The 26,887-nt window shown below is 39.1% G+C and carries 25 protein-coding genes, 5 tRNA genes and 1 pseudogene; 26 read left to right on the top strand and 5 right to left on the bottom strand.

Features of this window, described 5'->3' with window-relative positions:
- Positions 1-23: 23 nt before the first annotated feature.
- Both ACLCDV_RS04430 and ACLCDV_RS04435 read right to left on the bottom strand, forming a co-directional pair.
- Positions 24-2,390, bottom strand: coding sequence for an ABC transporter permease (locus ACLCDV_RS04430; RefSeq protein ID WP_411972992.1), 2,367 nt, complete (start codon positions 2,388-2,390; stop codon positions 24-26).
- A 66-nt stretch (positions 2,391-2,456) separates the two neighbouring features.
- Positions 2,457-3,710 carry an efflux RND transporter periplasmic adaptor subunit gene (locus ACLCDV_RS04435; RefSeq protein ID WP_046672247.1) on the bottom strand — a complete coding sequence of 418 codons (1,254 nt, stop codon included), beginning with the start codon at positions 3,708-3,710 and terminating at the stop codon, positions 2,457-2,459.
- Between the two features lie 690 nt (positions 3,711-4,400).
- Between ACLCDV_RS04435 and ACLCDV_RS04440 the strand changes: the two genes are divergently transcribed.
- The 4 genes from ACLCDV_RS04440 to ACLCDV_RS04455 all read left to right on the top strand — a co-directional run bounded on the left by ACLCDV_RS04440 (position 4,401) and on the right by ACLCDV_RS04455 (position 9,141).
- Positions 4,401-5,780 carry a TolC family protein gene (locus ACLCDV_RS04440; protein WP_411972993.1) on the top strand — a complete coding sequence of 460 codons (1,380 nt, stop codon included), beginning with the start codon at positions 4,401-4,403 and terminating at the stop codon, positions 5,778-5,780.
- Between the two features lie 32 nt (positions 5,781-5,812).
- The gene (locus tag ACLCDV_RS04445; protein ID WP_317668313.1) at positions 5,813-7,174 is read left to right on the top strand and encodes a sigma-54 dependent transcriptional regulator; all 1,362 of its coding nucleotides are present in this window, start codon (positions 5,813-5,815) and stop codon (positions 7,172-7,174) included.
- Positions 7,175-7,177: 3 nt separating this feature from the next.
- Complete coding sequence (locus ACLCDV_RS04450; RefSeq protein ID WP_317668312.1) at positions 7,178-8,497, top strand: HAMP domain-containing sensor histidine kinase; 1,320 nt, start codon at positions 7,178-7,180, stop codon at positions 8,495-8,497.
- A gap of 125 nt (positions 8,498-8,622) precedes the next feature.
- Complete coding sequence (locus ACLCDV_RS04455; protein WP_317668311.1) at positions 8,623-9,141, top strand: hypothetical protein; 519 nt, start codon at positions 8,623-8,625, stop codon at positions 9,139-9,141.
- 175 nt (positions 9,142-9,316) lie between these two features.
- Here the strand turns inward: ACLCDV_RS04455 and ACLCDV_RS04460 are convergent, their stop codons facing one another.
- Complete coding sequence (locus ACLCDV_RS04460; RefSeq protein WP_317668310.1) at positions 9,317-10,480, bottom strand: BamA/TamA family outer membrane protein; 1,164 nt, start codon at positions 10,478-10,480, stop codon at positions 9,317-9,319.
- Positions 10,481-10,805: 325 nt separating this feature from the next.
- Here ACLCDV_RS04460 and ACLCDV_RS04465 point away from each other — a divergent pair.
- From ACLCDV_RS04465 to ACLCDV_RS04505, 9 genes are all read left to right on the top strand, one after another.
- A tRNA-Thr gene (locus ACLCDV_RS04465) sits at positions 10,806-10,878 on the top strand.
- A gap of 26 nt (positions 10,879-10,904) precedes the next feature.
- Positions 10,905-10,985: transfer RNA gene (locus tag ACLCDV_RS04470), tRNA-Tyr, on the top strand.
- Between the two features lie 50 nt (positions 10,986-11,035).
- Positions 11,036-11,108: transfer RNA gene (locus ACLCDV_RS04475), tRNA-Gly, on the top strand.
- A 95-nt stretch (positions 11,109-11,203) separates the two neighbouring features.
- A tRNA-Thr gene (locus ACLCDV_RS04480) sits at positions 11,204-11,275 on the top strand.
- Positions 11,276-11,347: 72 nt separating this feature from the next.
- Positions 11,348-12,532 carry an elongation factor Tu gene (gene tuf / locus ACLCDV_RS04485; RefSeq protein WP_075991174.1) on the top strand — a complete coding sequence of 395 codons (1,185 nt, stop codon included), beginning with the start codon at positions 11,348-11,350 and terminating at the stop codon, positions 12,530-12,532.
- A 163-nt stretch (positions 12,533-12,695) separates the two neighbouring features.
- Positions 12,696-12,766 (top strand) — tRNA-Trp (locus ACLCDV_RS04490).
- Positions 12,767-12,789: 23 nt separating this feature from the next.
- Positions 12,790-12,984, top strand: coding sequence for a preprotein translocase subunit SecE (secE, locus tag ACLCDV_RS04495; RefSeq protein WP_028072657.1), 195 nt, complete (start codon positions 12,790-12,792; stop codon positions 12,982-12,984).
- Between the two features lie 20 nt (positions 12,985-13,004).
- On the top strand, positions 13,005-13,550 hold the full coding sequence (gene nusG / locus ACLCDV_RS04500; RefSeq protein ID WP_046672242.1) for a transcription termination/antitermination protein NusG: 546 nt from the start codon (positions 13,005-13,007) through the stop codon (positions 13,548-13,550).
- Between the two features lie 69 nt (positions 13,551-13,619).
- Positions 13,620-15,200 (top strand): S41 family peptidase, encoded by a 1,581-nt coding sequence (locus ACLCDV_RS04505; protein WP_411972994.1) that lies wholly within the window; start codon positions 13,620-13,622, stop codon positions 15,198-15,200.
- 19 nt (positions 15,201-15,219) lie between these two features.
- On the opposite strand, the gene ACLCDV_RS04510 is transcribed toward ACLCDV_RS04505, so the two are convergent.
- The gene (locus tag ACLCDV_RS04510; protein ID WP_120333427.1) at positions 15,220-15,540 is read right to left on the bottom strand and encodes a helix-turn-helix domain-containing protein; all 321 of its coding nucleotides are present in this window, start codon (positions 15,538-15,540) and stop codon (positions 15,220-15,222) included.
- Between the two features lie 159 nt (positions 15,541-15,699).
- On the opposite strand from ACLCDV_RS04510, the gene ACLCDV_RS04515 reads away from it, so the two are divergent.
- Positions 15,700-15,840 carry a hypothetical protein gene (locus ACLCDV_RS04515; RefSeq protein ID WP_312331629.1) on the top strand — a complete coding sequence of 47 codons (141 nt, stop codon included), beginning with the start codon at positions 15,700-15,702 and terminating at the stop codon, positions 15,838-15,840.
- Here ACLCDV_RS04515 and ACLCDV_RS04520 read toward each other — a convergent pair.
- Entirely contained in the window at positions 15,837-16,493 is a 657-nt protein-coding gene (locus ACLCDV_RS04520; protein ID WP_411972995.1) for a rhomboid family intramembrane serine protease, read from the bottom strand. The two genes, ACLCDV_RS04515 and ACLCDV_RS04520, sit on opposite strands and share 4 nt — an antisense overlap.
- A 112-nt stretch (positions 16,494-16,605) precedes the next feature.
- Here ACLCDV_RS04520 and ACLCDV_RS04525 point away from each other — a divergent pair, with 112 nt between their 5' ends.
- The 12 genes and pseudogenes from ACLCDV_RS04525 to ACLCDV_RS04580 all read left to right on the top strand — a co-directional run bounded on the left by ACLCDV_RS04525 (position 16,606) and on the right by ACLCDV_RS04580 (position 26,884).
- The gene (locus ACLCDV_RS04525) at positions 16,606-17,292 is read left to right on the top strand and encodes an HlyD family secretion protein (RefSeq protein WP_411972996.1); all 687 of its coding nucleotides are present in this window, start codon (positions 16,606-16,608) and stop codon (positions 17,290-17,292) included.
- A gap of 21 nt (positions 17,293-17,313) precedes the next feature.
- Positions 17,314-17,706 (top strand): annotated as a pseudogene (locus ACLCDV_RS04530) (HlyD family secretion protein); the annotation flags it as partial.
- 34 nt (positions 17,707-17,740) lie between these two features.
- Entirely contained in the window at positions 17,741-19,903 is a 2,163-nt protein-coding gene (locus ACLCDV_RS04535; RefSeq protein ID WP_411972997.1) for a peptidase domain-containing ABC transporter, read from the top strand.
- A gap of 17 nt (positions 19,904-19,920) precedes the next feature.
- Complete coding sequence (locus ACLCDV_RS04540; RefSeq protein ID WP_317668305.1) at positions 19,921-21,267, top strand: TolC family protein; 1,347 nt, start codon at positions 19,921-19,923, stop codon at positions 21,265-21,267.
- 7 nt (positions 21,268-21,274) lie between these two features.
- Positions 21,275-21,607 (top strand): hypothetical protein, encoded by a 333-nt coding sequence (locus tag ACLCDV_RS04545; RefSeq protein WP_070566309.1) that lies wholly within the window; start codon positions 21,275-21,277, stop codon positions 21,605-21,607.
- Between the two features lie 90 nt (positions 21,608-21,697).
- Positions 21,698-21,874 (top strand): hypothetical protein, encoded by a 177-nt coding sequence (locus tag ACLCDV_RS04550; protein ID WP_157625906.1) that lies wholly within the window; start codon positions 21,698-21,700, stop codon positions 21,872-21,874.
- 12 nt (positions 21,875-21,886) lie between these two features.
- A complete protein-coding gene (locus ACLCDV_RS04555) occupies positions 21,887-22,051 on the top strand; it encodes a hypothetical protein (protein ID WP_157625908.1) in 165 nt (54 codons plus the stop codon).
- An 80-nt stretch (positions 22,052-22,131) separates the two neighbouring features.
- On the top strand, positions 22,132-22,734 hold the full coding sequence (locus ACLCDV_RS04560) for a CPBP family intramembrane glutamic endopeptidase (protein WP_317668304.1): 603 nt from the start codon (positions 22,132-22,134) through the stop codon (positions 22,732-22,734).
- 845 nt (positions 22,735-23,579) lie between these two features.
- Positions 23,580-24,428: a TraB/GumN family protein gene (locus ACLCDV_RS04565; RefSeq protein WP_157698365.1), complete on the top strand. Its 849-nt coding sequence runs from the start codon at positions 23,580-23,582 to the stop codon at positions 24,426-24,428.
- 73 nt (positions 24,429-24,501) lie between these two features.
- Positions 24,502-24,975, top strand: coding sequence for a type II CAAX prenyl endopeptidase Rce1 family protein (locus ACLCDV_RS04570; protein ID WP_317668303.1), 474 nt, complete (start codon positions 24,502-24,504; stop codon positions 24,973-24,975).
- Between the two features lie 53 nt (positions 24,976-25,028).
- A complete protein-coding gene (locus ACLCDV_RS04575; RefSeq protein ID WP_411972998.1) occupies positions 25,029-25,694 on the top strand; it encodes a type II CAAX prenyl endopeptidase Rce1 family protein in 666 nt (221 codons plus the stop codon).
- Between the two features lie 83 nt (positions 25,695-25,777).
- A complete protein-coding gene (locus ACLCDV_RS04580; protein ID WP_317668302.1) occupies positions 25,778-26,884 on the top strand; it encodes a hypothetical protein in 1,107 nt (368 codons plus the stop codon).
- Positions 26,885-26,887: the final 3 nt, after the last annotated feature.

A 26,887-nucleotide genomic window follows, 5' to 3' on the forward strand; every position in this document is an offset into this window, starting at 1 on the left:
TTATTATTAAACTCGTTTAAATTTTATTGATCTCTTAATGTTTTGGTCGGGTTTGCTATTGCCGCTTTAAATGCTTGTGAACTAATGGTCAATAAGGCAACGACAATTGCCGCCAAGGCGCTGATCACAAAAATAGTCCAGGAAATCTGCACATGATGTACATAGTTGGTTAACCATTTGCTCATAATGATCCAGGCAATTGGAAAGGCAATAATACATGATATTGCCACAAGAATGACAAATTCCCGATTGAGCATCTGGATAAGTCCTGATACCGAAGCCCCCAGTACTTTGCGGATACTGATTTCTTTAGCACGCTGCTCTGTTGCAAATGCGGCGAGGCCAAACAGTCCGAGGCAGGATATAATAATGGACATAATAGCAAATACGCTAGAAAGTCGCTGTACAAAAAGCTCGGCTTGAAATTTAGTGTTGAAGCTATCATCTAAAAATTTATAGTCGAAAGGGAAGCCTGGATTATTTTTCACGATCACCTTTTCGATTTGCTGGATTGCATTTGGTAAATCTATTCCCGCTTTTGTTTTGATGGTCATGATGCCATTATCTCTGTTCATTGGCAGAAACAGCATCGGCTCAGGATCGGCATACACATTGTTATAAACGAAGTTTTTGACGACCCCGGCAATGGTGAGTTTTTCCTCACCGTAACTGATAATGTTACCTGTAACAAGACCATCTTTTTTGATCAATTTTGCAAACGCTTCGTTGATGACAACCGAGGTACTATCACCTACAAAATTTTGATGGAAGTTTCTACCGTCAGAAAGCTTTAAATCCAGAGCTGGAATAAGCCCCTCATCAGCACGTAACATACCAATCAAAATACTGGCATTTGGATCTTTTCCATCCCAGCTGAAGCCCGAACTGTTGGAATAAATATTAAGGATACTCATATCACTGACACCCACTTCTTGGACAACTCCTGTTGCCAGCAGTTGATTTTTAATTAAGGGCAGATGTTTTGCCATATCACCTTGAAGTGCTGTTGTCAATACTTGACTCTTATCGAATCCGAGATCCCTGTTTTTGTTGTGCTGAATCTGTTGGTAAATAATAATGGTGCTGATTATCAATACGACCGAAGCAGAGTATTGAACGACAACCAGTCCTTTTCGTATTAGACTACCGCTGCCTGTTTTTTGCTTTGCACCTTTAATGCTCGAAAGCGGTTTAAATGCGGATAGAAAAAATGCTGGGTAGCTACCTGCAAACAGACCGCACAAGATCGTCACAGCAAGTAAAAAACCGATGTGTAAAGGTTCGAAAATATTGACCTGTAGATCCTGACCGATCATGGTATTGAACGGCCGGATAAAGATATAAATCAATAGAATCGCCATCAGTGACGAGATTGTTGCTAATACGAGCGACTCTCCCAAGAATTGTGCAATCAGGGATTGGCGGCTAGCCCCAACAACTTTGCGCATGCCCACTTCCTTTGCTCTTTTTTCGGATCGGGCAGTTGCCAGATTCATAAAGTTGATGCAGGCAATCAATAGTACGATCCAAGCAATAAAAGTAAATAAGCGAATATTCTTAATACCACCTTCTTTTTCATTTCCGCTGTTGTCAAACTGATTATAAGTAATCCAACGATCCATTGGATAAAGGTAGTTCTGCGAAAAAGTGACTTCACCATTGGTTTTCTTTTTGACAAAATCCAGCATCTGTTTGTTGATCTGGTCTACATTGGCGTTTTCATCAACCTGAACAAGCGTTTGTAAGCCATTGTTCCCCCAAGTTTCCAGCCAATCCTGTCCAGCTTCATATTTCTTAAAAGGGATGAGCCATTGAAAACTAAAACTACTGTTTTTGGGTAAATCCTTGATGACTGCTGTCACGATAAACGGTTCTTTATTATTCGTTTTGACGGTCTTTCCCAATGCCGGGCGGTCCCCAAACAATTTTTTTGCACCTGTCTCCGATAGGATAATATTATTCACTTGGTCGAATGCGCTTTTACGATCACCTTCTAAAAATTCTAAGGACAGTACGTCGGCAATGGAAGCATCAGCATATAGTCCGGTCTGGAATAAATTATTGTCGCCGACAGAAAAGAGCATGGGCGTATCCCAAGTCATACGGACTGCATGTTTAATACCTGGAATCTCTTTCGCTACGCTTTGGGCAAATGGTCCTGGAGTAGATTGAAAAACATAGGTGGCACCATCGTATGTCTGTTTTGATTTGACAATATAGATATCCTTTTTGTTGGCGAAATTATCGTTGTAGCTCAACTGGTTTTCAACCCATAAAAAAATCAACGATGCCGCAGCAATCCCGATCGCCAGCCCAAAAATATTGAGAAAGCTGTAACCTTTGGTTTTCCAAAGGTTGCGGAGAGCGGTTTTAATAAAGTTTTTAATCATAATTATGGTCGTATGATAAAGGCGGTTATCGACAGACCTGATGTTATCGATAACCGCTATATGATGTTACTTTTTAATATTCAGTTCTTGAACCTTATCGTAGGTCTCATAGCTTGATACAATAACTTTATCTCCCGGTTGTAGACCTTTGATGACCTCATAATATTCCGGATTCTGTCTTCCTAGTTGGATATCCACACGGTATGCTGTGCTTCCATTTTTATCCAATTTGAAGATCCAGTTACCACCGGTCTGTTGATAGAATCCTCCTTTTGCAAGTAGTAATGCTTTCGTTTCGTCACTTAAGGCTAAACGTATCTGTAAAGTTTGACCACGACGGATCCCCTTTGGAACATCATTGATAAATTCCATATCAACCTGGAATCGACCATTGGTAACTTGGGTATACACTTTCTTGATACGGAGTTTATAGGTTTTTTCACCAATAGAAAATTCACCTTGTAGATCTGGGAAAATACGGTTGATATAATGTTCGTCAATATCAGCACGCACTTTGAATCCTGTCAAGACGTCGATTTGTCCCAATCGTTCTCCGGCATTTTTGTTTTGACCGATTTCTGCATCGAAGGCTGTCAATTGTCCGTCAACAGGTGCTCTAACGATCAGATCACCAATTTTTCTTTTCATTAGTTCCAATGCGCTCTGTGTACGTTGGTAAGTTTGCTTGTCCTGATTAGTTTTTTGTGCATTGGAGATCTCGTCCTGTTTTAGGATCTGTTTGGTCAAGTTGACTCGCTCTTTTTGATAGTTATATTCGTTCTTTGATTTTTCGAACTCTTGTGTGCCAATGGCTTTTTCAGCAAGTAATTTTCTGTTTAGATTATAGATCCGCTCTGCTTCCCGGTAGGCCTGTTCTACATCAGCCATTTGGTTACGGTTGTTAATAGATGCTTGTTGTGCATTGGTCTGCGCAATTTGAGACTGGGTTAATAAGTTCAGAACTTGCGTTTCTTGTTGTACTAAAGTAAGCTCCTGATCGGTATTGGATAGACGCATAATTGCATCTCCCTTTTTTAAGATAGCCCCATCTTCTACGAACTTTTCTTCCACGCGTCCGCCAACAGAAGCATCGAGGTATATGCTGCTAATAGGAAGCACGGTGCCGTTTATCGGGATAAATTCTTGAAAGTTTCCATTTTTTATTTCGACAATAGAGATGCGGTCAGCTTCAACATTCAGTTTGCTTTTGCCGGAGGTAAAATAAAAGCTGGCGCTGATTAATCCAACTAAGCCAGCAACCCCTACAATAGTCATGATACGTTTGCTATTCCACTTCTTCTTTTCTAAAGGTCTGTCCATAATTTAATATCAATTTTATATGTAACTATGAAAGCTGTGCCAATAATTTAATAGGCTGATTTGTAGTTGTTTATTTTGTATTGTCTCTTGTTTGGTGTTCGATAGCGGACACTTCTTGTACGAAGGCGTACAACTGAAGTTTTTTCACTGTTTAGTGCAGCAACTGAAGCGCTTTGATCAAATATAATCTCAGTTGTGGTGAGGCACATTAGTTCCGGTGGAGCAAACGTTATTCTGTCTACTTAACAACAGGTAGAAATAATGTCACTATTTACCCGATTGATCCCAAAGATTGGCAAAAACAGTTTGTTCAAAAGTCAGGATTTTGATCTATTTAAGTATAGGACAAAGCGATGTATACCGCCATTTTTAACTAATTAATAGCTATTGTATTCGTAGATTACTCGGTGCTTGTTCGGAGCTTGTTCGGTGCTTCTTCGGTACTTCTTCGGTTGTAAGCGAAGAAATACCGAAGAAACACCGAGGAATATCCATAGAATAAACGAATAAATGGTGAACTTGATCTTCATCATGTTCCTATTTATACACTTGTAGATTTTAATTGTCCAACTACGCACACCGACTGTTCATTAACGAACATTTTTGAAAATATGGTTTTTGTATCTATCTGATATTTAATGTTTTTGTTGTTTGGCATGGCGATGGTCAGCAAGAAAATAAAAAATGGATATGAAGAGAGTCTATATATATACGACATTATGCTTTTTATTGAGTTATGCCAAGACGGAGGCGCAGCAGATGGAGCAGCGGCTACCGGAAAAAGTGGCGCAAACAACAGTAACAAGAACCGACGATAAGCAAATTGCCAAGCGGAGCTTAGCTGAGTGTATCCAGTTGGCAATAAAGGCCAATCCAACCTTATTGCAGAATGAACTCGATGTGAAGCGTGCGGAGGTGAATTTAGCCCAGGCTAAAGCGAATAGATTGCCCGATGTAGATGCAAGCCTACAGCATAGTCTGACATCAAGAAGATCTCAGGATAATTCTACCCTTCAATATATTTCATCAAACAATTCAACTGGGAATTTTTCTTTGGACGCAAGTCTGCCAATATTTAGAGGGTTTCGCTTATTTCACGAGATACGGATGCGTGCCGACGCAAAGACCGCAGGTAAATTGACTTTTGATACGCAGATTAATGCCTTAAAACTGGATGTTATTACTGCTTATATCCAAAGTTTGACTGCTCAGGATATATTGCGGCAGTCCGAAATGCAGACTGAGGTAACCCGAGAACAGGTTCGCCGAGCGGAGAGTATGCATAAGGAAGGCGCGATTAATCCCGGAGATTACTTCGATTTGAAAGGACAACTGGCAAATGATATCAATACGATTGAAAATAATAGGCAGTTATTATACAATAGCCGAGTGAAACTCGCGGTCCTATTAAATATGGATGAAAATCAATTGGGCGAATTGGATAATCTGGGAATAAAAGAGAGCGGGCAGCGGTTGGATGCAAAACAGTTGTATGAAATGGCTGTTGGTCAATTGCCGGATATACAGGCGTTGGATTATCGAATCAAAGTGGCGGAACGCGATATCAAGATCGCAAAGTCATACTATTATCCGTCTTTGAGTCTGAGAGCTGGTTTAGGATCCAATTATTCTAAATTGGGTATTCAAGGAACGTATTGGTCCCAAATGCGTAATAACGTCGGAAAGTCTATTTCTTTAAATCTCTCAATTCCCATTTTTAATCATTTGCAGGTATACAACAACGTCCGCCTGGCAAAATTAGATCTACAAGCTGCTAAATTTCAAAAAGAGATTCAACAAAATATTTTACGAGCTGCGACGTCCAATGCCGTTTTTAACTTACAGAACGCAAGCAATATGATTACACAATTGCGTAGTCAAAATGAAAATTACGCCGAATCTTTTCGTATTGCCAAAGTCGTTTTCGAATTAGGAAATAGTAATTCAGTTATATTTTTGACCGCGAAAAATAAATACGATAACAGCCAGATTCAATTGTTGGTAAAACAATACGAATGGCTGCTGCAAAAATATATCAATGATTATTACGCAGGCTCGTTGAATTTATAGTTATCTTAGTATCTTCAATGAAGTCAGGAAGTATGAAAAAAGCATCTATTTTAGTCGTTGATGATGACCAGGATTTATTAACTGCGGCAAGAATCTTGCTTAAACCTAAAGTTAGTCATATTCAAGTTGAACCTAATCCAGAGAATCTTATTGCACATCTGGAGAAGACCGCCTATGATCTAGTGCTTTTAGATATGAATTTTAAAAGTACGATTAATACGGGTAATGAGGGCTTGTATTGGTTGTCTCGAATTAAAGAAAAGTTCCCACAGGTACATGTTATTATGATAACAGCTTATGGAGCTGTTGATCTGGCCGTAAAATCATTGAAGCAGGGAGCTTCGGATTTTGTGGTGAAGCCTTGGGAAAATGAGCAGTTGCTTGCAACGATCGAAAGCGCCCTCGCGGAATCAAAAAATAAAGAAAAGAAAAGTAAAAGCTCCTTGCTCAGCAGTACACACAGTCCTGATATGATTGGTAATTCCATCGTGATGGATGAACTGCAATATAAATTGGAGAAAATTGCCCCTACAGATGCCAATATATTAATATTAGGAGAAAATGGAACCGGTAAAGATCTGATTGCTCAAGCCATTCAGCGAAGATCGCTACGTTCGGACCGGACTTATGTCAAGGTTGACGTGGGAGCATTGACAGAAACATTGTTTGAAAGTGAACTTTTTGGCTATAAAAAGGGCGCATTTACAGATGCGCGTGAAGATCGTCAGGGGCGATTCGAAGCGGCAAACGGAGGGACACTGTTCTTAGATGAAATTGGCAATATCTCCCTGCAGCAACAAGCCAAGTTGTTAACCGTATTGCAGAATAGACAGGTTACACCGTTGGGGTCCTATCAACCTATCCCGGTGGATATACGCTTAATCTCGGCGACCAATGTGCCGTTAAAGCAGCTTGCAGATGAAAGCCGTTTTCGAAAAGACTTAATTTATCGAATCAATACCGTGGAGATTCAAGTACCGCCCTTGCGTGAACGCGGGGAGGATATCAAACTTTTGGCTGAACATTTTCTCGATATCTATTCGAAAAAATATAATAAACGGATAGAAGGTTTTGAGTCGGATGCAGTAAAAAAAATGTTTGCCTATCATTTCCCTGGTAACGTGCGGGAACTCCAATACAGCATCGAGCGCGCAGTTATTATGGCTGATCAGCTTAGTATTGCCGGAAATGACCTCTTTTTCTCACCAATTGAGCAGCAAGTCGATAACCGCGTCACCGAATCTAGCCCCAGCAGTCAAAATTTGGAAGAATTGGAACGTAAAGCGATCAAATCAGCGATTGAGCGTTACAATGGAAATATCAGTAAAGCAGCAAAAGAATTGGGGCTCACGCGGGCAGCACTTTATAGACGTTTGGAGAAATATGATATTTAGTCCATGAGACACGGAAAAATCCTAAACGGAATCAAAATTATCTTACTGTTGGTAGCAGCTTTTGTGAGTGCTTACTTGCTATTAAGACGTGAATACGTACAGGCGGCTTTGATCTTCTGTGTCATGCTTTATCTCGGTTTTAATTTATATGCACAATATAATTTTTTAACGAGGCAATTGATAGAATTTTCCGAGGCGGTCAAATACCGCGATTTTACGAGGCGGTTTTTAGTGAAAAATACCAAATCAGTAGAGGGAAAGCTTTTCCTTGCCTTTAATCAAATCAACGAAACCTATAAGGAGATCAGTATCAAACAGGAAATTCAACATCAATACCTGGATCGTGTGATCAATATGCTGAATTCTGCTATCATATTTTACGAAAGAGATAGCGGCAAGGTCATGTGGGTGAACGATGCATTTAAACAGCTTTTCCATCTACCGCATCTCGGGAATATAGCTGGGTTAAAGAAAAAAAACAGCGATCTATATGAAAAGACCATGCTACTTGAAAATGGACAGCAGCAAATGGAGTCGGTTCAGTCGAGTAAAGGGAAAATTAAATTATTGATCCAAAGTTCAAGCTTTGAGACCCAGGATGCTGTATTTAGGATTGTTGTTTACCAAAATATCAACGAAGCAATCGATGAAACGGAGACAAAGGCCTGGCACAAATTGTTGCGCGTGCTTACACATGAAATTATGAATTCCATTGCGCCTATCAGTTCACTTGCCGAAACTTTGAATGGACGTTTGGATCACTTTAAAGGACATGAGGATATAGAAGATCTGAAAATTGGTATTTCTACCATCAAGCGCCGAAGTGAGGGGCTATTGCATTTTGCCAAAAGTTATCGCATGATAAATAAAGTGGATCAACCTCAGCTTGCACCCATTCAGATTGCACCGCTGTTTGAGCATATCTATCAATTGCTTGAGCCTACACTGATCCAAAAAAATATTGATGTTGATATTATTCTGAAAAATACCCGATTAGTGCTGTCTGCGGATGTTAACTTGATCGAACAGGTTATTATTAACTTAATGTTGAATGCCATCGATGCGGTTAAACATAGGGAAGAGGCTTACATTAGCTTATCTGCGCTAGAGATAGATGGTAGGGTGCAGATTCGGATTGAAGATAATGGGGCAGGAATTCCTGCTGATCTTCAGGAGCAGATCTTTACACCATTTTTTACAACGAAGAAAACGGGGACAGGTGTGGGATTGACTTTAAGTAAGCAAATTATGCTCTTGCACAAAGGGACCATTTTTCTTAACAGTACCGAAGGGCAGGGGAGTGTTTTTGTCCTCCAGTTTTAACATTTTTTTGTCCGGTAACAAAACTTCTTTCTTGTTTTAGTAATCACGTCGGTCGAGCAAATAAAGCGTGATGTTCCATGTGAAAAATCATAAAATTTAGCGATGTTTGCAGCGAAATGAACTACATGCTTAAGTATTGGCGGCATTATTTTGTATCCCATAGTCGCCATGGGACCCATTCTCCTTTTGTTTATAAATTGGTAGACGAAGTGATCTATCAAAAGACATCCAAAGCGAGCGCTTCAGAGTTACCAGCAACTATTCAAAACAAAAGCAAGGTAGAACAAAAAAAGTACGCATTAATGGATCGATTATTAAGAACATTTGCTTACGACAATTTTAACTATTGGGCCGATCGGCCTCAGGAAAGCTATGCTAATCTCCTGCAGCAGCAATGTGGAAGTTATGCCTATCGACATATTTATTATATTGATCGGGAAGATCTTGACCTGAATTTTTTGGGAAATGTTGGCGATAGAGATCTATTCATCATAAACGAACCTCATCAGTCGGAGAAGAGGGAGGCCTATTGGGATAAGATTAAAAAAGATGATCGCGTGGTGGTTACGATCGATTTATATCGCGTTGGTCTGGTTTTCTTTAGGAAAGAACAGCGAAAAGAGAATTTTCTGATTCGGTTTTAGGCTGCTGTTGTTGCTAATGCTTGGTGAGCGATCAGACATCCAGCCACTGCGCCTTTTAGACCTAAAATATTATTTAATGCTTGCAATATTGGATAAGGAGGGAAAAAGGAACAGGTGGATCTCATTAGACGAGAATAAACAAGAGCACCCATAAATTTATGGATGCTCTTGTTCGTTAAAAAGCTTCACTTAAGGACAGATAAAAACCCGACTGCCGTTTTTCTCCGGGTCTTTGTTCACCAAAAGAATAATCAAAGCGTATGCTGCTATTGTGTTCGAGGCTAAAGAAGTAACGTAAACCACCACCGTAACTTGCGACATATCGGCTGCTATTTTCCTTGGAAAAGGTGGATCCGAGTCCTGAAAATCCAACGATACCAAAGCGTGGATGAAAGCGATAGCGCAGTTCAGCCTGTGAGGCAAGATAATTCTTGTCTCGATAACGTCCGAGGTAATAACCGCGCATCATCATGTCTCCACCGAGCTCACGGTAATTGTAAAATGGGACAGTTTTTCCAAATGTGGAACGAAAGATTCCTTGCAGGGCCAATGTGACTTGGTTGTGCAGGGGAATAAAGCCACGGAGATCCACATCGAGGTTTGCCCCCGTAAAATCAGTACTTGTCCATAACTTTGGGGCATAGGCCAGCCGCAATTTTGCATAATACCCCTTTGTTGTATAAGAAACGTTGTCCCTATTGTCAAACAATTGCGAAAGACCTACGAGTAGCTGTTGTCCGCCACGCTTTCCAATCAGATCGGAATGGTTGAAAATGCGATCGGCACTATCGCTTCGAATGGTGAAGTTATCGTATTGAATGTTGACACCCGAATAAAGGAAGTTGCTGATTTTTTTCTCAGCTTCGAGTTTGACGCGAAATAATTTTTGATCAACGCGTTCCTCATCCGCTTTCCAGGTGTCCATACCGATGCCATAATAGTTGAAGGGCCAATTACGGTAGCGTATTTCACTTATTAGATGGTAGTCGTTGTTTTTAGTCCAGAGATCGGTCTGTAGTTTGAAGTTGGACTGGCTATTGGATGTAAAGGTTCCCATGGCCATGACGGTGGAGGTGCGGATTTTGGGATCAGATTTGTCCAGATAAAAGTTATACGCGCTGGCCAGGCCGTATTCTACACCCGTTTCCTGCGCATAACCAACGGCCGGTAAAACCATAAAACTACCGGAACGTGTAGAATCCCTTTCGGAAGAAAGAAATTTTTTACTCAATTTTTGAATAATATTTTGAGCTTTCAATTCGGCCGATCCCATTAAAAGTACCGTAAATAGTACAGAGTATCGGGTAAGTTTTGAAAGTGATTGCGGTAAAATTTGCATGCCCAAAGATAGTATATTAGCCAAATAACCAAAACAGGTAAATATGCAATCAAAAATTATTGTGCTGCATATCAGTATAATTGCCAAAAACTGTCGTTTTTTTTTGATAAATATTTTTGTAAAGTGAGTTTTGTGTCTATCTTTGCATCAGCAAACAAGGGAACAACGGTTCAAAACAACGAAAGTTTGCTTAGTTCTTTAAATGAAAAAAATAAAAAATAAACTTGCAGAAATCAAAAGTAAATTCGATATTTGCACTCGCTGAAAAGGTAGAGATACTTGGTCAGACGTTGATAGAATGTAAGTTTAAATAAAGATATTAGAAGCCTCTTTAGCTCAGCTGGTAGAGCAACTGACTTGTAATCAGTAGGTCATTGGTTCGATTCCGATAAGAGGCTCTAAATGTAACGAAAGTTACAGGTCTGGAGGGGTTCCAGAGCGGTCAAATGGGACGGACTGTAAATCCGTTGCTTCGGCTTCGAAGGTTCGAATCCTTCTCCCTCCACACTTTATTTTAATTAGGGTGTTAGATTTACTCTAGTTTCTAATTATTAAGCGGAAGTAGCTCAGTTGGTAGAGCGATAGCCTTCCAAGCTATAGGTCGCGAGTTCGAACCTCGTCTTCCGCTCAAATTTTTCAAGTATTAAATTTAGTCTCTATCTTCTTTGATAATAATGTATCTAAAGGTGGGGGCATTAATACGTAAATAAGGTTTTTTAGTAAGCCGAAGTAGCTCAGGGGTAGAGCACTTCCTTGGTAAGGAAGAGGTCGTGGGTTCAAATCCCATCTTTGGCTCGTACTTGTGTAAAAGTTAAGCAAGAGTATATAACAAATAGAAATAATTTATAATTACTAATTCGCATAAACATGGCAAAAGAGAAATTTGACCGTAGTAAACCACACTTAAACATTGGTACTATCGGTCACGTTGACCACGGTAAAACTACAACTACAGCTGCTATCACTAAAGTATTGGCTGATAAAGGTTTGTCAGAAGCTCGTTCATTTGATTCAATTGACTCTGCTCCTGAAGAAAAAGAGCGTGGTATCACAATCAATACTGCACACGTAGAATATTCTACAGCTAACCGTCACTATGCACACGTTGACTGTCCAGGTCACGCTGACTACGTTAAGAACATGGTAACTGGTGCTGCTCAAATGGACGGTGCTATCATCGTAGTTGCTGCGACTGATGGTCCTATGCCTCAAACTCGTGAGCACATCTTGTTGGCTCGCCAAGTAGGTGTTCCTGCGTTAGTAGTATTCATGAACAAAACTGACTTAGTTGATGACCCTGAGTTGTTAGACTTAGTTGAAATGGAAGTTCGTGAGTTATTATCATTCTACGAATTCCCTGGTGATGATATCCCTGTAATCAAAGGTTCTGCTTTAGGTGCATTGAACGGTGAGCCTGAGTGGGTTGAGAAAATCATGGAATTAATGGATGCTGTAGATAACTACATTCCAATTCCTCCACGTTTGACTGACTTACCTTTCTTGATGCCAGTAGAAGACGTATTCTCGATCACAGGTCGTGGTACAGTTGCTACAGGTCGTATCGAAAGAGGTGTAATCAACTCTGGTGATCCAGTTGAGATCTTAGGTATGGGTGCTGAGAACTTGAAATCTACAGTAACAGGTGTTGAGATGTTCCGTAAAATCTTAGATTACGGTGAGGCTGGTGATAACGTAGGTTTATTGTTACGTGGTATTGAGAAAACTGATATCAAACGTGGTATGGTTATCTGTAAACCAGGTTCAGTAACTCCTCACGATCATTTCAAAGCTGAGGTTTACGTATTGTCAAAAGCTGAAGGTGGTCGTCACACTCCATTCTTCAACAAATACCGTCCTCAATTCTATTTCCGTACAACTGACGTAACTGGAGAGATCTCTTTACCAGAAGGTACTGAAATGGTTATGCCAGGTGATAACGTTACAATCAGCGTGAAATTAATTTCTGCTATTGCAATGGAAAAAGGTCTACGTTTCGCTATCCGTGAGGGTGGTCGTACAGTAGGTGCTGGTCAGGTAACTGAAATTATCTAGTCTTTAATAAAGATTTAGAATCACATAGAATAAGCTAATCGACTGAGGTTGATTAGCTTATTTTTTCGATAAGCGATTTATCGGAATAGAATAAAAAAAAGTGAAAAAAGATTTGCAGAAAGTGGTTTAAAACACTATATTTGCATCACAAAATAAGAAATACACGGGCATAGTTTAAAGGTAGAACGAAGGTCTCCAAAACCTTTGGTCTGGGTTCGAGTCCTGGTGCCCGTGCTTATAAAAACAGATAAACTAAAATGGCAAAAGTACTTGATTTTTTTAAAGACTCTTATGTAGAGATCACTGAGAAAGTGACTTGGCCTACATGGTCTCAGTTACAAAGTTCAGCTGTTATTGTGCTTGTTGCTTCTCTTCTTATTGCATTGGTTGTCTTTGTAATGGATAAAGCTTCAAGTGTAGGGTTAGAATTCTTGTACGGTATTGCTTCTTAATTTTTCAATCGTATTTATTTATGGCAGATCAAGGTTTAAAGTGGTACGTAGTTCGTGCTGTAAGTGGTAAAGAAAAGAAAGTAAAGCAATATATTGATGCCGAAGTTAGCCGTTTAGGTATTGAACACTTGATTCCTCAAGTGTTGATTCCAATGGAAAAATACTACTTGATGCGCGATGGTAAGAAAGTTGCTAAAGAACGTAACTACTACCCTGGTTATGTTTTATTGGAAGCAGCTCTTGACGGTGAGTTGGAGCACATCATCAAAAATATCAATAGCGTCATTGGTTTCTTGGGAGATAAAGCTGGTAATGCTGTCCCTTTGCGCCAAGCAGAAGTGAATCGTATCTTAGGTAAAGTGGATGAAATGGCCGAACAAGGTGAAACCATAAACGTTCCTTACTATGTGGGTGAAACAGTGAAAGTAAACGATGGTCCTTTCAACGGATTTACTGGAGAGATCGAAGAAGTCCACGAAGATAAAAAGAAATTAATCGTGATGGTGAAAGTCTTCGGTCGTAAGACGCCACTTGAATTAAACTACATGCAAGTAGAAAAAGAGTAAGATTAGTAATTAACGATAGAGAAAAGCTTTTCATGAAAATTGGAAGGCTTTTTTTGTATCTTACTGCAAATGAAAAGGCCAACTATTTATCTATTCGTATTGGTGTATGTGCTGACATTGCTGAGCTGTGCAAATGTCGAGAAGTACAATCGATTTATCGAAACTCCCCTGGCGGTGGAAGCTATGCAGCAAGATATCAACTATGTCGAGCATAACATATGGAAAATGCATCCAGACCTGTTTCTGTATGTGCGGGAAGATCAGTTAAAGGTTAAGTTCGACAGCCTTCGTAGGGCGATCCGCCAACCCTTATTGCCCAATCAGTTTCAGCTGGCATTAGCATCTGTACTGGCCCAGGTTCGGCAGGGACATATGACGCTGAGTCCCCTTATTTCTAAATTTGATCCAAAAGGTAAGGATAAAGTCCGTTATCAAAAAAGTAAAGGTCCCTTTTCACAACTGGGCTTTCATTGGCAGGAAAATACACTCTATCTCTCAAAAAATGGAACGTTAGATTCAAGTTTGGTAGCAGGCTCTAAAATTCTTTCTATTGAGGGTATACAACCACAAAATCTGTACACAAAATATCGTCCAACCTTTACGTCGGACGGCTATAATACGACATTTATAGATCAGGCTTTTGAGCGTTTATTACCGCGGTATTACCAATTGGAACTGGGGTATAAAGATTCTATTTCGGTTTTGTTTTCTTGCGCCGATAGTACATATCAGCGGACTGTGGTCAGAAGGTTTGACAGTGTCGATACAAAGGCTAAATCGGGGGTAACGACCAAGGCTGTGAAAAAAGTGGGCCAACCTGATCAGAAGAAAAGTGATCTAAAAAAGCAGCGTAAAATCTTTGGGTATAATGCCAATCTAAAAAGGATGAGTAAACAGCTCTCTTTTCCTGTCAAAGGCGATAGCAGCGTTGCTTTACTGAAGGTGGTTGATTTTTCGTACGGGCGTCCAAAGGAAGCTTACAGAAGGATTTTTGGTCGGCTGGAGCTTAATTCGGTACAATACCTGATCTTGGATCTTCGTGGCAATTTGGGCGGACGCTTATTCGATGTGAAGGAGCTGTATAGTTATCTGGTAGAGGAGGATAAATTCCAATTTGTTCAGCCAGCAGTAATCAATTCAAAATTCAAGTTGCCGTTCTATCAGATAAAAGGATTGCCGGGCTGGTCTTATCCCATTTTATCACCATTTATTATACCAAGTGCTGTAGTATCCTGGACAAAGAGCTTTTCCAAAGATGGGATAAATTATACCCATCTTACAGGAAGTAAAGTCGAAAAATCAAAAGGCAGTCGCTATCGCGGTGATTTATTTGTACTGATTGATGGCGGGACTTTTTCTGCAGCGAGTTTAATTGCTACAAATCTAAAAGTTGGGAAGCGGGCTGTTTTTGTGGGGGAGGAAACTGGTGGGGCTGCCAATGGAACAGTTGCCGGATCTCTTCCTGTGCTGAAACTTCCAAACTCCCATCTGCGTTGGCGTTTTGGCTTAATGGATGTCAAACCTTATTATCAAGTATCAGAAGAGGGAAGGGGTGTCATGCCGGATGTTCCTGTCGTACGGAGTGTTGATGATGTTGTCAAGGGGAAAGATCCAGTATTGGATAAGGTGTTGAAGTCTATTAAAAAATAAGGCGAAGTGTAATTAAGGATTAGACTTCACCTTGAGATCGTTTCCCTTGAAATAAGGCAATTATTTTCTTTGCAAGAAGTTTGCTATAATGATAGATTAGGCCAAAGATATTTTCTCCTGTTATGTCACTGGCTAAAGCAGGTGGTAAAAGCTCATAGATGGTAATACCAAAATATTCGGCAATCTTGTAAACCTGCTCTACCTTTAGCTTCGTCTCATTGCGTTCTATTTTTGAATAGGCAGCCTGTGATATCTCCAAAACGAATGCAACGGCTTCTTGCGATATCTTGAGACTTTCTCTTTTCTGTCTAATAATTGTTCCGATTTCCTCTCTTGCCATTCTTTTCAATACCAAAATTTAGAAATCCTAATTTAATAAATATAACTTATAGTTGTGAAGTTTTTTGATGTTAAAACTTCTAGTTATAGTCTATAACCCTAGGTTGTGGTGGCTAAGCCACTTTTCCATGAATTTTGAGGAAATAAAAATCAAAATATTATGGAAAAAAAATTGGGAGAAATTAATGTAAGCGAGTTAGATGCAAATGAAGTGTTAGAAATTGGAGGTGGGGGGTCGGAAAGGAAGGATGAGAAGAGAACTAATTTTTGGGAATGGCTAAAAACAGGTCTATTAGGTTAAAGGAAAATTTTGAAAACAGTTTGAATTTCAAGAAAGGATTGAGGCCGAACGATTATTGCTAAAAGTGATCCGGTCAGATAGGCTAAAAGGTGTAATCTTTTGTTGATTTTACTTTTAGGAATTTTTAATAAAAAAAATAATAAAAGCAAAACAGCCAGCCAGTACTGAGCACTATTGTTAATAAAAGGAATAATGAAACTATGTGTTGGTTGTAAAGGAAAATACAAAAAACTGAATCCAAATAAGCCAAATGTGAGGTTAGATGCGCCGATAGACGTGTGGATGAAATTGCCTTTTTCTTGTAGATATTGGAATAAATTTGGAAGTATAATCATCATGATAAATAGCAATGGGGTGACTAGCGATGCGATGGTAATCCCAGATTCTTGCTTTAAATTACCAAATGTATCATATCCCAATCCAAAAATCACAATACAATTAAACAGCAAATGAATCCAATTCCGGTGAATTAATGCAGAGGTAAGCAAAGTATGAATACGCTTACCTCTTGCTATTTCGTAGGGGTGCAGGATCAGCGCGTGGAAAAACGATTTGTTATAAAATCCAATTATGCTGCATATCAATATAATCGGTACGACAATATAGGAATAGGGGGCTTCGGCGAAAGTTGGGAATATGTCGAAAAATTTCATTAACCACTATTAATTTGCGTTGTAAGTTAATTAATAAATTTTAAAATACAACCTCAGGTTGTGGTGGATCAAAAATGTAATATACATTTTTGGATATTGATTAAAAACCAAGATGAAAAGAACAAATATCATATACTTACTGCTGATAGTGGCTATAATTATAGGGTTGATATTATTACCGTTTATCAAAGTGCCTATTTCAATTTCGGCACAGGGAATTGTCAGGCCTGCAATGGAGAACACAAAGATGCTATCCTTGGTCAGTGGCCGTATTATTGACAACCGTGTTGTGGGGAACAATCAGCAGGTAAAACAGGGGGATACACTACTGATCGTTGTTTCCGAAGATCTGGAAAATAAACTGTCCCTGAATAAGGGTTTAACAGATGACTATGCGAGACAAATCGCTGATCTAAAACTTATTCTTGATGGTAGGGCAAAAAGTCTGCAAGGTGGACAATATCAACTGGAATATCTGTCCATGGAACAACGTATGTCCGAAATACAGTCGCAGCTTACCTTAGCACGTCGTGAACTGGACCGAAATAATCAGCTATTCAGCCAAGGGGTGGTGTCCCAAGCGGAACTCGATAAAACACAATATGCTTTTGAGCAACTTGAAAATCAGTTTTTGACGATACGCAAGCAGCAGATGGCGCAATGGAGCGCTAAGTTGGTCGAACTGCGACAGAAATCTCAATCATTGTCCTCCGAGAAGAAGTCAATCTTGATTGATGGTCAAAACTATATTGTTCGTGCGCCTATAACTGGGACGGTGGTCAATTTTAAAGGGTATTAAAAAGGGGGACAGCTCGTACAAGGACAGGATATTCTGGAAATTTCACCGGAGGATCAGCTTATAGCCGAATGTTTGGTGCCAGCCAAATCCATCGGCTATATCAAAAAGGATCAATCGGTCAAATTCCAGATGGATACGTATAATTATAACCAATGGGGATTTCTTTCTGGGACAGTGCATGATATTGACTACAATCTGGTAAGCGACCAACAAAAAGGATCTTATTTTAGGGTCAGATGTCACCTCGATAAAAACTTTCTGAGTCTTCCCAATGGGAATCAGGCCTTTGTAGGAAAGGGAAATACATTCAACGCGCGGTTTTACCTCTTAGACCGTACGTTATGGCAGCTCCTGTTCGATCGGGCCGACGATCTGTTCAATCCAAATCTTGGCGCTAAGACGAGCGCATTATAAAACTTCTTTATTATCTGACAACAGTAAATTTGTAATGAAAAAATCTCCTGTTTGCATTAAGCAGCACGATATCCGTGACTGTGGGGCGGCCTGTCTGGCATCTATTGCGGGCTATTATGGTACACATATTCCTATTGCCAAGATCAGACAATTCTGTCACACCGATACGCGTGGTACCAATGTATTAGGTATGGTTCAAGGACTGCAACAAATGGGTTTTAATGCCAAAGGTGTCAAGGGCGCTATAGATGCCATTCCGCAGATACCTTTACCAGCAATTGCCCATGTTGTGCTCAAAGAGCAGCTCCAACACTATGTGGTAATCTATCAGGTGGAAAAGGATAAAATCACGGTGATGGATCCTGGCTTCGGAAAAGTGGAAAAATATACCTTTGAGGCCTTTCAGAAGATTTGGACTGGGGTGTTGATCTTAATGGAACCCAATGAATATTTTGAACAGAAAAATGAGAAGATCGCTGTTTACAAGCGATTCTGGAATCTGATCCGGCCCCATCGCTCGGTGATCGTTCAGGCATTGGTGGGAGCTGCTGTGTATACGCTACTGGGGCTTTCAACATCGTTTTACATTGAGAAAATTACCGATTATGTACTGGTCGATGGCAATGTGCGCTTATTGAACCTTCTTTCGATCGGTATGTTGGTCATTCTGATTTTTCAGTTGCTCATTGGTACATTGAAAAGTGTCATGGTCTTGCAAACGGGGCAAAGGATTGATAAATATCTGATTTTAGGTTATTATAAACATTTGCTGAGTCTCCCGCAACACTTCTTTGATACAATGAAAGTGGGCGAGATTATATCGCGGGTTAACGATGCAGTCAAAATTCGTGCTTTTATTAATGATATAGCTATACAGGCTGTCGTCAATTTGCTGATTGTGATCTTTTCCTTCGCGCTTATGTTTACCTATTTCTGGAAACTGGCCTTGATCATACTGCTCGTTATCCCTTTTTATCTAGGGGTCTATTGGCTTTCCAATAAACTGAACAAAAAAGTAGAGCGCCGGATGATGGAAGAAGGGGCCGAACTGGAATCTCATCTGGTCGAATCGCTCAATTCGGTCAAGACCATCAAGCAGTTTGGGATTGAAACTTATTTTAATAGCGGTACAGACAATCGGTTTTCGCATTTATTGAAAACCATTTATGCTTCGGTGATGAATGGCTTGTTTTCCAGCACCTCTGGCGAGTTATTGTCGCGGTTATTTACCATTATCCTCTTATGGGCCGGTTCATACTATGTGATCGAACGTACGATCACGCCGGGAGAACTACTCTCATTTTACGCCTTGATCGGTTATTTTACTGGGCCGGTGACACAATTGATCGGCATGAATAAGACACTGCAAAATGCATTGATTGCAGCAGATCGCTTGTTTGAAATTATGGATCTGGAGCGTGAAGAATCAGAAGAGAAATTACAGCTTACTTCGGATCTGGTTGGGGATATCGTCTTTGATAATATACGTTTTTCTTACGGATCACGGGTAGAGGTATTCCGAAATTTTAGTTGCCGGATACAACAAGGCAAGATGACGGCCGTGATCGGGGAGAGTGGAAGCGGGAAGACTACGCTAGGAGCGCTTATTCAGCAGTTGTATCGACTACAGGAGGGCAAGATTTCTATCGGTCAATACGATTTGAACTATATTTCGAAGAGTTCCCTTCGGGAACGCATTGCCATTGTGCCCCAGCAGATTGATCTTTTTTCGGGTAACGTCGTTAGTAATATTGCCGTCGGAGAGGATGTTCCCAATTTTCAGCGGCTGTTGCAGGTAGTCAATGAATTGGACATGATGTCTTTTATTGAAAAGCTTCCAGCTGGTTTTGAAACCCAGCTTGGTGAAAATGGATCCATGCTATCCGGTGGACAGCGACAACGAATTGCCATTGCACGAGCATTATACCGCAATCCGGATATTCTCATTTTAGACGAAGCGACTTCGGCTTTGGATACTTCAACAGAACAGGTAATCCAGCGAGCATTCCGTCGCTTTAAAGATTCGGGTAAGACAATGATTGTGATTGCACATCGGCTGAGTACGATCGCTGAGGCCGATACCATTATGGTGCTTAAAGATGGAGTACTTATCGAACAGGGCGAACATGAGGAATTATTAACCCAAGAGTCTGCTTATAAGGATATGTGGAAAAAGCAATCGATCGTGTTAAACTAACTGTTGTTTTTTATTCAATGATGAAAAATTATCAAAGATGTAGGATAAAGTGCTGGTTTATTTATTTAGCGGTACTGTTATCTACGAATGTACTGGCGCAACGAGCCTGGACTTTACGGGATTGTATTGATTATGCAGTGACTCATAATCTACCGATAAAACAGCAGGATATCAAGGCTGAGATAAAAGTGCTGGATCAGCAAATGGCATTGCGGGAACGCTTGCCAAGTGTGAATGGCTATGCAAATGGGTATACCACTTTTGGATCATCACAGGATGTGTTTGGTACGATTCGGCGCAATGACAATCTGAATAGCAACATGGGGATCAATGCGGAACTGACCCTATATCAATATAACTATTTTCGAAACCAAGCCAAGAAAGCGGCTTCTGAAGCGGAACAGGAACGTGTCGAAAAGGAGATATTGAAAAGGAATCTTACTGTTCAGCTGATGGAAGCCTATCTGCAGACATTGCTGGCTCAGGCACTATTGGTCTCACAGGATTCGGCCATGCAATTTTCACAGCAGTTACTGGATAAAGCCGAGAAAAGTACGGCGGTAGGGGCAACAGCTGTGTCGGTAGTTGCCGAAGCAAAAGCCAATCTGGCGCGAGAGAAACAGCAATACCAACAGTATCACAAAGATCGGCGACAGTCCTTGCTTAAGTTAGCCCAGCTGATGAACTATCCGGACTATAGTAACTTAGAACTGGCTGTCCCAGTAGTGGAGAATGATCTCCTGCAAGGGCATGCTTTTTCGGATTCATCAAGCCTGCGGGAAGAAGCTTTTGTGCATAATCCGGTATTTGCTAAGCTTCGAAGTCAAGCTGTTGGACTTGAGGTCGAGTCCAAGTTGGTTAAAGCAGCGTTATTTCCGACGGTAAAAGGATCCGCTGGTTTGGGGAGCACCTATTTCAATGCTTTTAAAGCGGACAATACGCGATCTTTTTTTGTACAGAGTAAAGACAACTTTGCCCAGCAGCTCGCTGTGACGGTTTCGGTGCCCATCTTCAACAAAAGCAAGACTAAACGTCAGTTGAAGCAGATCGACTTGAACCAGCAAAATATACAATTGGCGATTGATAATGAAAAGTTTGCTCAGCAGCAGATCTTAGATAGGCTATTGCTTGAACTGGAGGAGAACAGAAAGCAATATGGTATTGCGGTAGAAGCGAGCACGGCAACAGCGCAATCTCTAGGTTACACCCTGCGGAGTTTTGAAGCGGGCAAGGCATCGATCTATGATGTCAATACGAGTAAAAGTAATTTGATTAAAGCGGAGTCGGAAACGATCCGCAGCAAATATACTGTAGTGTTCAATCAGCTCATGCTGCGCTATCAGATTTATGGATCGATAAATTAAAATCATTATGAAGCTATTCCAATATATAGACCGGATTAATTTGTTGGACAAGTTGATCCGCCAGAGACGGACGGGAACACAGTCAGAACTAGCAGTCCGCCTCGGGCTTTCTGTGTCACGATTGGCCCGTATTATTGAATATCTTAGAGATATTGGTGCTCCAATTACTTTTGATAGATCGCTTAATACGTATTACTATGAAAAAGACTATTCAATCCAAATCAAGGTAGAGGTTCAGCAGGAAAATATTCATTTGCTGGATTTAAATCAGATGAGGCAAGCAAATGCGGGTGATAATTTTATTTCAAATCATTTTCTGAATGCTTTTTTTGTGCATTGAGCAAAAGTAATTTAGTAGTGTTGATCAATAAAGCAGGAATCCGAAAAGGCTAAGAATAGAGTAGGAAGTAATTTTTTATAAATCAAAAAAATGAATACATTAGATTTAAAAGGTTTCGGTGTTCAGGAAATGGATGCGAAAGAAATGGAAGTAGTTGATGGGGGATGGTGGCAAGCTGCTTTGGGGACATTTTTATATAATGTCGTTGCTGATTGGAGACAAAACGTTGCTGCATTTGAAAGAGGAATAAATGGTGAAGCTTTATAAACTTGTAAATTTATGAACAAAATAGAACTAACAGAATTGACTAATTCTGAGATTATTGAAGTAAACGGTGGAGATGGTATGACAGAAGCTTTTTTTTGGGTTTTAGGTCGATTTTTTCAGGCTCAACAGAGAGATCTAGATGGATCCATTGGTGGCCCTACAGCAATTCATGGGTAATTTAGTGCTTTGAAAATAAAAACTATTTTACGTAAGAACCTAAGTACTTTGCTACTTAGGTTCGTCTTAATTTTGATTTATTGAAACAGAAAATAGAACTTTTAATATTTGGTACTTTACAATCAAGTATTATTTTGATTGTGTTTTTTCTATTGTTTGGCTTGGATATAGCCTCCAATACTATTACCATGTCTGATCAATTTAATATTTTTTTAATTTGTATCTGTACAGCTTTTTTTGAAGAGATTGTCTTTCGGTATTATTTGATTCGCGGGTTGCGTAGATTTTTTGATAAGAAAAAATCAGTACTAATTTCAGCTGTCTTATTTGCTGCATGTCATCTAGGAAATTCTCATTTTACGACCACAGCATTTGTTTCCCATTTTCTAGGTGGTATAATTTATGCATATGCTTATATTCATACAAAATCTATATATTATCCTGTTGGATTACACTTTGGTTGGAATTATATTCAATGGTTATTTTCACTTCCAATGAGTGGAACAACAAAAAGTGGTTTGTATAGTCTTATTTTGCCAACCAATGATTATTGGTTGGGAGGAAATTATGGGATAGAAGGAGGGTTTGCAAGTCTTCTGATTAGGAGTATCTTGTTTGGCGTTATCTTATTTACAGTTTCCAGATATGAAAGAAATGCACACGTGCGTTATGGTTCAAAATAAGTTTAAAAAAGGGAGTGTAACATGAAATTGGAATTATTAAAAAGTTGTGAATATAGGAATTATTCCATTGGATTGAGCTTTAAATTAAGATATTGAAATTATGTTGTTAGTAAAAAGTCGTAAATTGATTATTATATTTGGCTTGGGAATTTTTCTAATTTCGTTGCTTATCGGCGCAATGGTTGCACATAATCAAAAAAATAAAGCTCGTATACAAATTAGCACCATTAAATAATGGTGAATCGCAGACTATAAAAATAAACTACGGTATAAATTTATAGGAGAAAAGCATCTTCTATAAATATAATTTGAAGACACTATTACTTTTTCTATCCTAGTTTAAAGAAAGTAATGGTGTTTTGACTTGTACTATGGGTAATTGAAGAGTAGTTGATGAGAATAATGTGAGAAAATTAATGAATGAAATAATAGATTATTCTGGATTTGTGATTATAAAACGATATTTGATCTGAGAGTCTAGCCTAAATACTTGTGTGATAAATTCTTAACTTCCTTCTAATTCCTTTAGCCCCACCATTGTAATAGAAGACTCTTGGTTTTCTTCATTACTTATGTAATAAGCTGTTTTGTTGCTCTTTTTTCCATAGAAAATTTATTGAAATACAACCACAGGTTGTGGTGTAGATATATCTTAATGTCTATTTTTGGGACGGTAACAAAAATCTAAATCATTATGGAAACTAAAACAATTTTAAAATTTGTGGTAATAATAGCTATTCTGGCATTTTGTGTCTATCTGCTGTCTAATGTCGGCGAACTTATTCGAGGATTTGAAGATGGTTTTAATGCGACCAGAAATAAATAAAAACCTTAAATTTAAACGGATGAAAAAACATTTTATTCTTCTATTACTCTTTTTTATAATCACTTTTAGTGGTTTTGCGCAGGGGAATTCGATGCTGTGGAAAATCTCGGGAAATGGACTTAAACAAGATTCCTATTTGTTTGGTACGATCCACATGTTGTGTCCTGACGATTTTGAGATCAAACAAAAATGTCTGGACGCGCTTAATTCGAGCCAGAAAGTCGTATTTGAAGTGGATCTGTCAAAACCTGAAAATATGGAGGTCCTACAGGCATTTGCCGTACCTGACCCTAGTTTTATTAAAAACTTTACCGATAGCGAAGTGCGTAAAATGGATAGCGTCTTGTTGGCACAGCAGCTTTCAATTAAATTATTGGATCATGTTTCACCGGTAACAATGGCTTCCTTATTTTCAATGAAAGGCTTTAATTGTCCTGATCCAACAAAGTTGAAATCATATGAAATTGAACTATCGGCTCTGGCCTCCGCTCAGGGTAAAACAATTGGCGAACTTGAAACAGCTGATTATCAATTCGGGTTATTGAAAGACTTGATTACGCCAAAGTTATTTATGGACTGGGTATTGCAGTTGGATAAATATCCCGCTCTAACGGCCAAAATGGTCAATGCCTATAAAAATGAAAACCTCAAAGAATTAACTGCATTGATTGAGGATCCTACATGGATGTCTGTCGAACAGAAAGAAAAGCTCTTGACAGGGCGGAATATAAACTGGACAACGATTATTCCGAATTTGATCAAAGACCAGGGTTGCTTTATTGCTGTGGGAGCTGGACACCTGTCTGGTGAAAAGGGCTTGATCTCGTTACTTAGAGCAAAAGGTTATAGCTTGACGGCAATTGATTAGGATTGTTATTTTTTGAGGTAAAGGAAGTATAGTACCTTGATAGGTGGGGATTAAATTGTGTTAGTTGTGTAAAATGAGAGATATTTTTAAAATAATAGAAATACCGAGAAGTAGGAACTTATATTTTCTGTTTATATTCTTTTTGATCGAAGGAATAACAAATTGGGTCGCATATTATATTTTTGGTTGTCTATCTCTAGGTTTTGCTGATATTGAAGAATATCAGCAACAGGGACTGGGATTTGCTTTTGTGTCATTGGTAGTGATAGCGCCAATTTTGGAAACGCTATTGGTCCAAGTGCTAGTTTTAGAGCTGCTGCACAAGCTGAAGATTTCAGCTTCAATGAGCGTCTTGATTGCTGCTATCATTTTTGGCGTATTTCGTTGTTATAATATTTGGTATTTCCTAGCAACTATTATCTCAGTATTTGTATTTGCCTATTATTATATGGCTTTGAGGTCGCAAGGTAAATGGAACAAAATTCTATTGGTAATTGCATTACACGCCTTAGCAAATGTGCTGTCCTTTTTGAGTGCCTACATCTAACGTTCGTTTTTAAACAGTGGTAGCCGCCTATATGAGTTATATTGATTTGAAGTATGTTTACAAAAGATAAAATAAAGGCTATTGGGTATTCGTATCTTCTATTTATCGGAATTGGACTTGTGCTTGCGACGATTATTGGGGCTATCGATACATTTTTAGTCGTCGATTATTATAAAATCCCGAGCCTATTAAATCATGATGTACTAAAGTCTATTAAGGCATTGACCGATAATGGCTTCTATATTATGTTTATAGCTGCTTTTTTTGCACCGACAGTTGAAGAAACAATGTTTCGCCTTTGGTTGTCTTTTGACCCAAAGCATATAGCAATATCTTTTTCTGCTATTTTAACCTATCTGGCTTTCGGCCTTAAGGACTTATTTCACGTAAATTTGAAGGCTATAACTATCATCTTATCTTTTATAGTTATTAGCCTGGTAGCTTATCGAGTTCTGAGAGATAAGCATCCGAAAGAGTATCTTGATAGGTTTATTCCCATTAGAGTTATGGGGTCAATAAGTGCTATTTTATTTGGACTTGTACATATTGCAAACTTTGCGCCTATCAATACGACTATTTGGTTTCTCTATCCAATATATGTGCTTCCTCAGGTAGTTTTAGGGTACTTAATAGTTTTTCTAAGGTTAAAACATGGCTTTATCTATGGATTGGGCTTACATATATTGGTGAACTTTATAGCCGTTCTCATGAAAATATAGGTATAGGAATTATTAGTTGCGCAACAGGAATGGCCAATATAGTAGCTTTTTAGTAGGTTGACTTAAGGAATACATTAATGTATATGAAGATAAAATTTATAGTTGTTCTAATCTGTTTGTTTGCTGGACTATTATGCAAGGCACAGATACAGTTTGTCGGCGTTCAGAATAAGTTGCCAATTCCCTCATTAAATATTTACAATGAAAAGGGGACATTGATTGGATTTACAGATAAAACTGGTGTAACTCAGTTTCTCGATAATGGAGTAAAGAGGCAAAAACTCCCTTTAGTAATTACGGTGCAACATATCTCCTATGAAACCAAAACCTTTTCGTTGGTATCGCTGGACGGTAAACAACTATATTTTTTGGAGCCAAGACCTCAAGTCTTAAAAGAAGTCACTGTTACGGCAAAGCCAAAAGAAGTCGTGGTTTTGAAAGGGTATTTCCGCTCGCTGGAGACATTTGATCATCAGTTTAAGTATTTTTCGGACGGAATTGTAGAGTTTTATATTCCGTTAAAGAAGGGTAAACCTAAATATAGATTGGTTGATTATCGTGTGTTTGTAGATTCTATTGTCGCTAAAGATTATAATGCAAAAATGAGATCTTTCTTCCAGATTCCTAGGATTACGGAAATAGATAATAGAAAATTAGCGGATCGACTGAATGATCTCGTTAAGGAAAACGATAGGTCTAGCCGTATTCGCTTGTTGAAAAAAGGGAATGAGGTGGGGTACCTGACGACAGATGCTGATCGAAGTAATGTTCAATTGTATTTGGATAAGGTGTTGCCAGATACTGTAGTAAATGAAAAACTTTTTAACCTCGAGGCGAAGACATTTCACGAGGTTACAGTCGAAAATTATAATGCAACAGAATTAAACAGTATTACACCTTTCAATTTAACAGCCCTTTACCAAAATATTGTTGCGTCTTTAAAACGCAAAAAGGAATACGGCCATATCCCTTGTGAGATACTTAATGAATTTTATGTCATGGAGAATGAGTATATAACGGAAGAGGAATATAAATCCAATCAAAAGGGCTTGACGAAGAGTATTTACACAACGCCCCAAAAAAGCAATTATAAGATACGATTTTGGGAGAAGTTGGAAGACTATCATATTCCAGCGATCAACGATGGACTGGCAAAACAACTTGGTGAAAACCTCCAATTGATTAATTGATAG

It is taken from the genome of Sphingobacterium sp. Lzh-3 (assembly GCF_046764375.1).
In the GTDB taxonomy this organism is placed as follows: domain Bacteria; phylum Bacteroidota; class Bacteroidia; order Sphingobacteriales; family Sphingobacteriaceae; genus Sphingobacterium.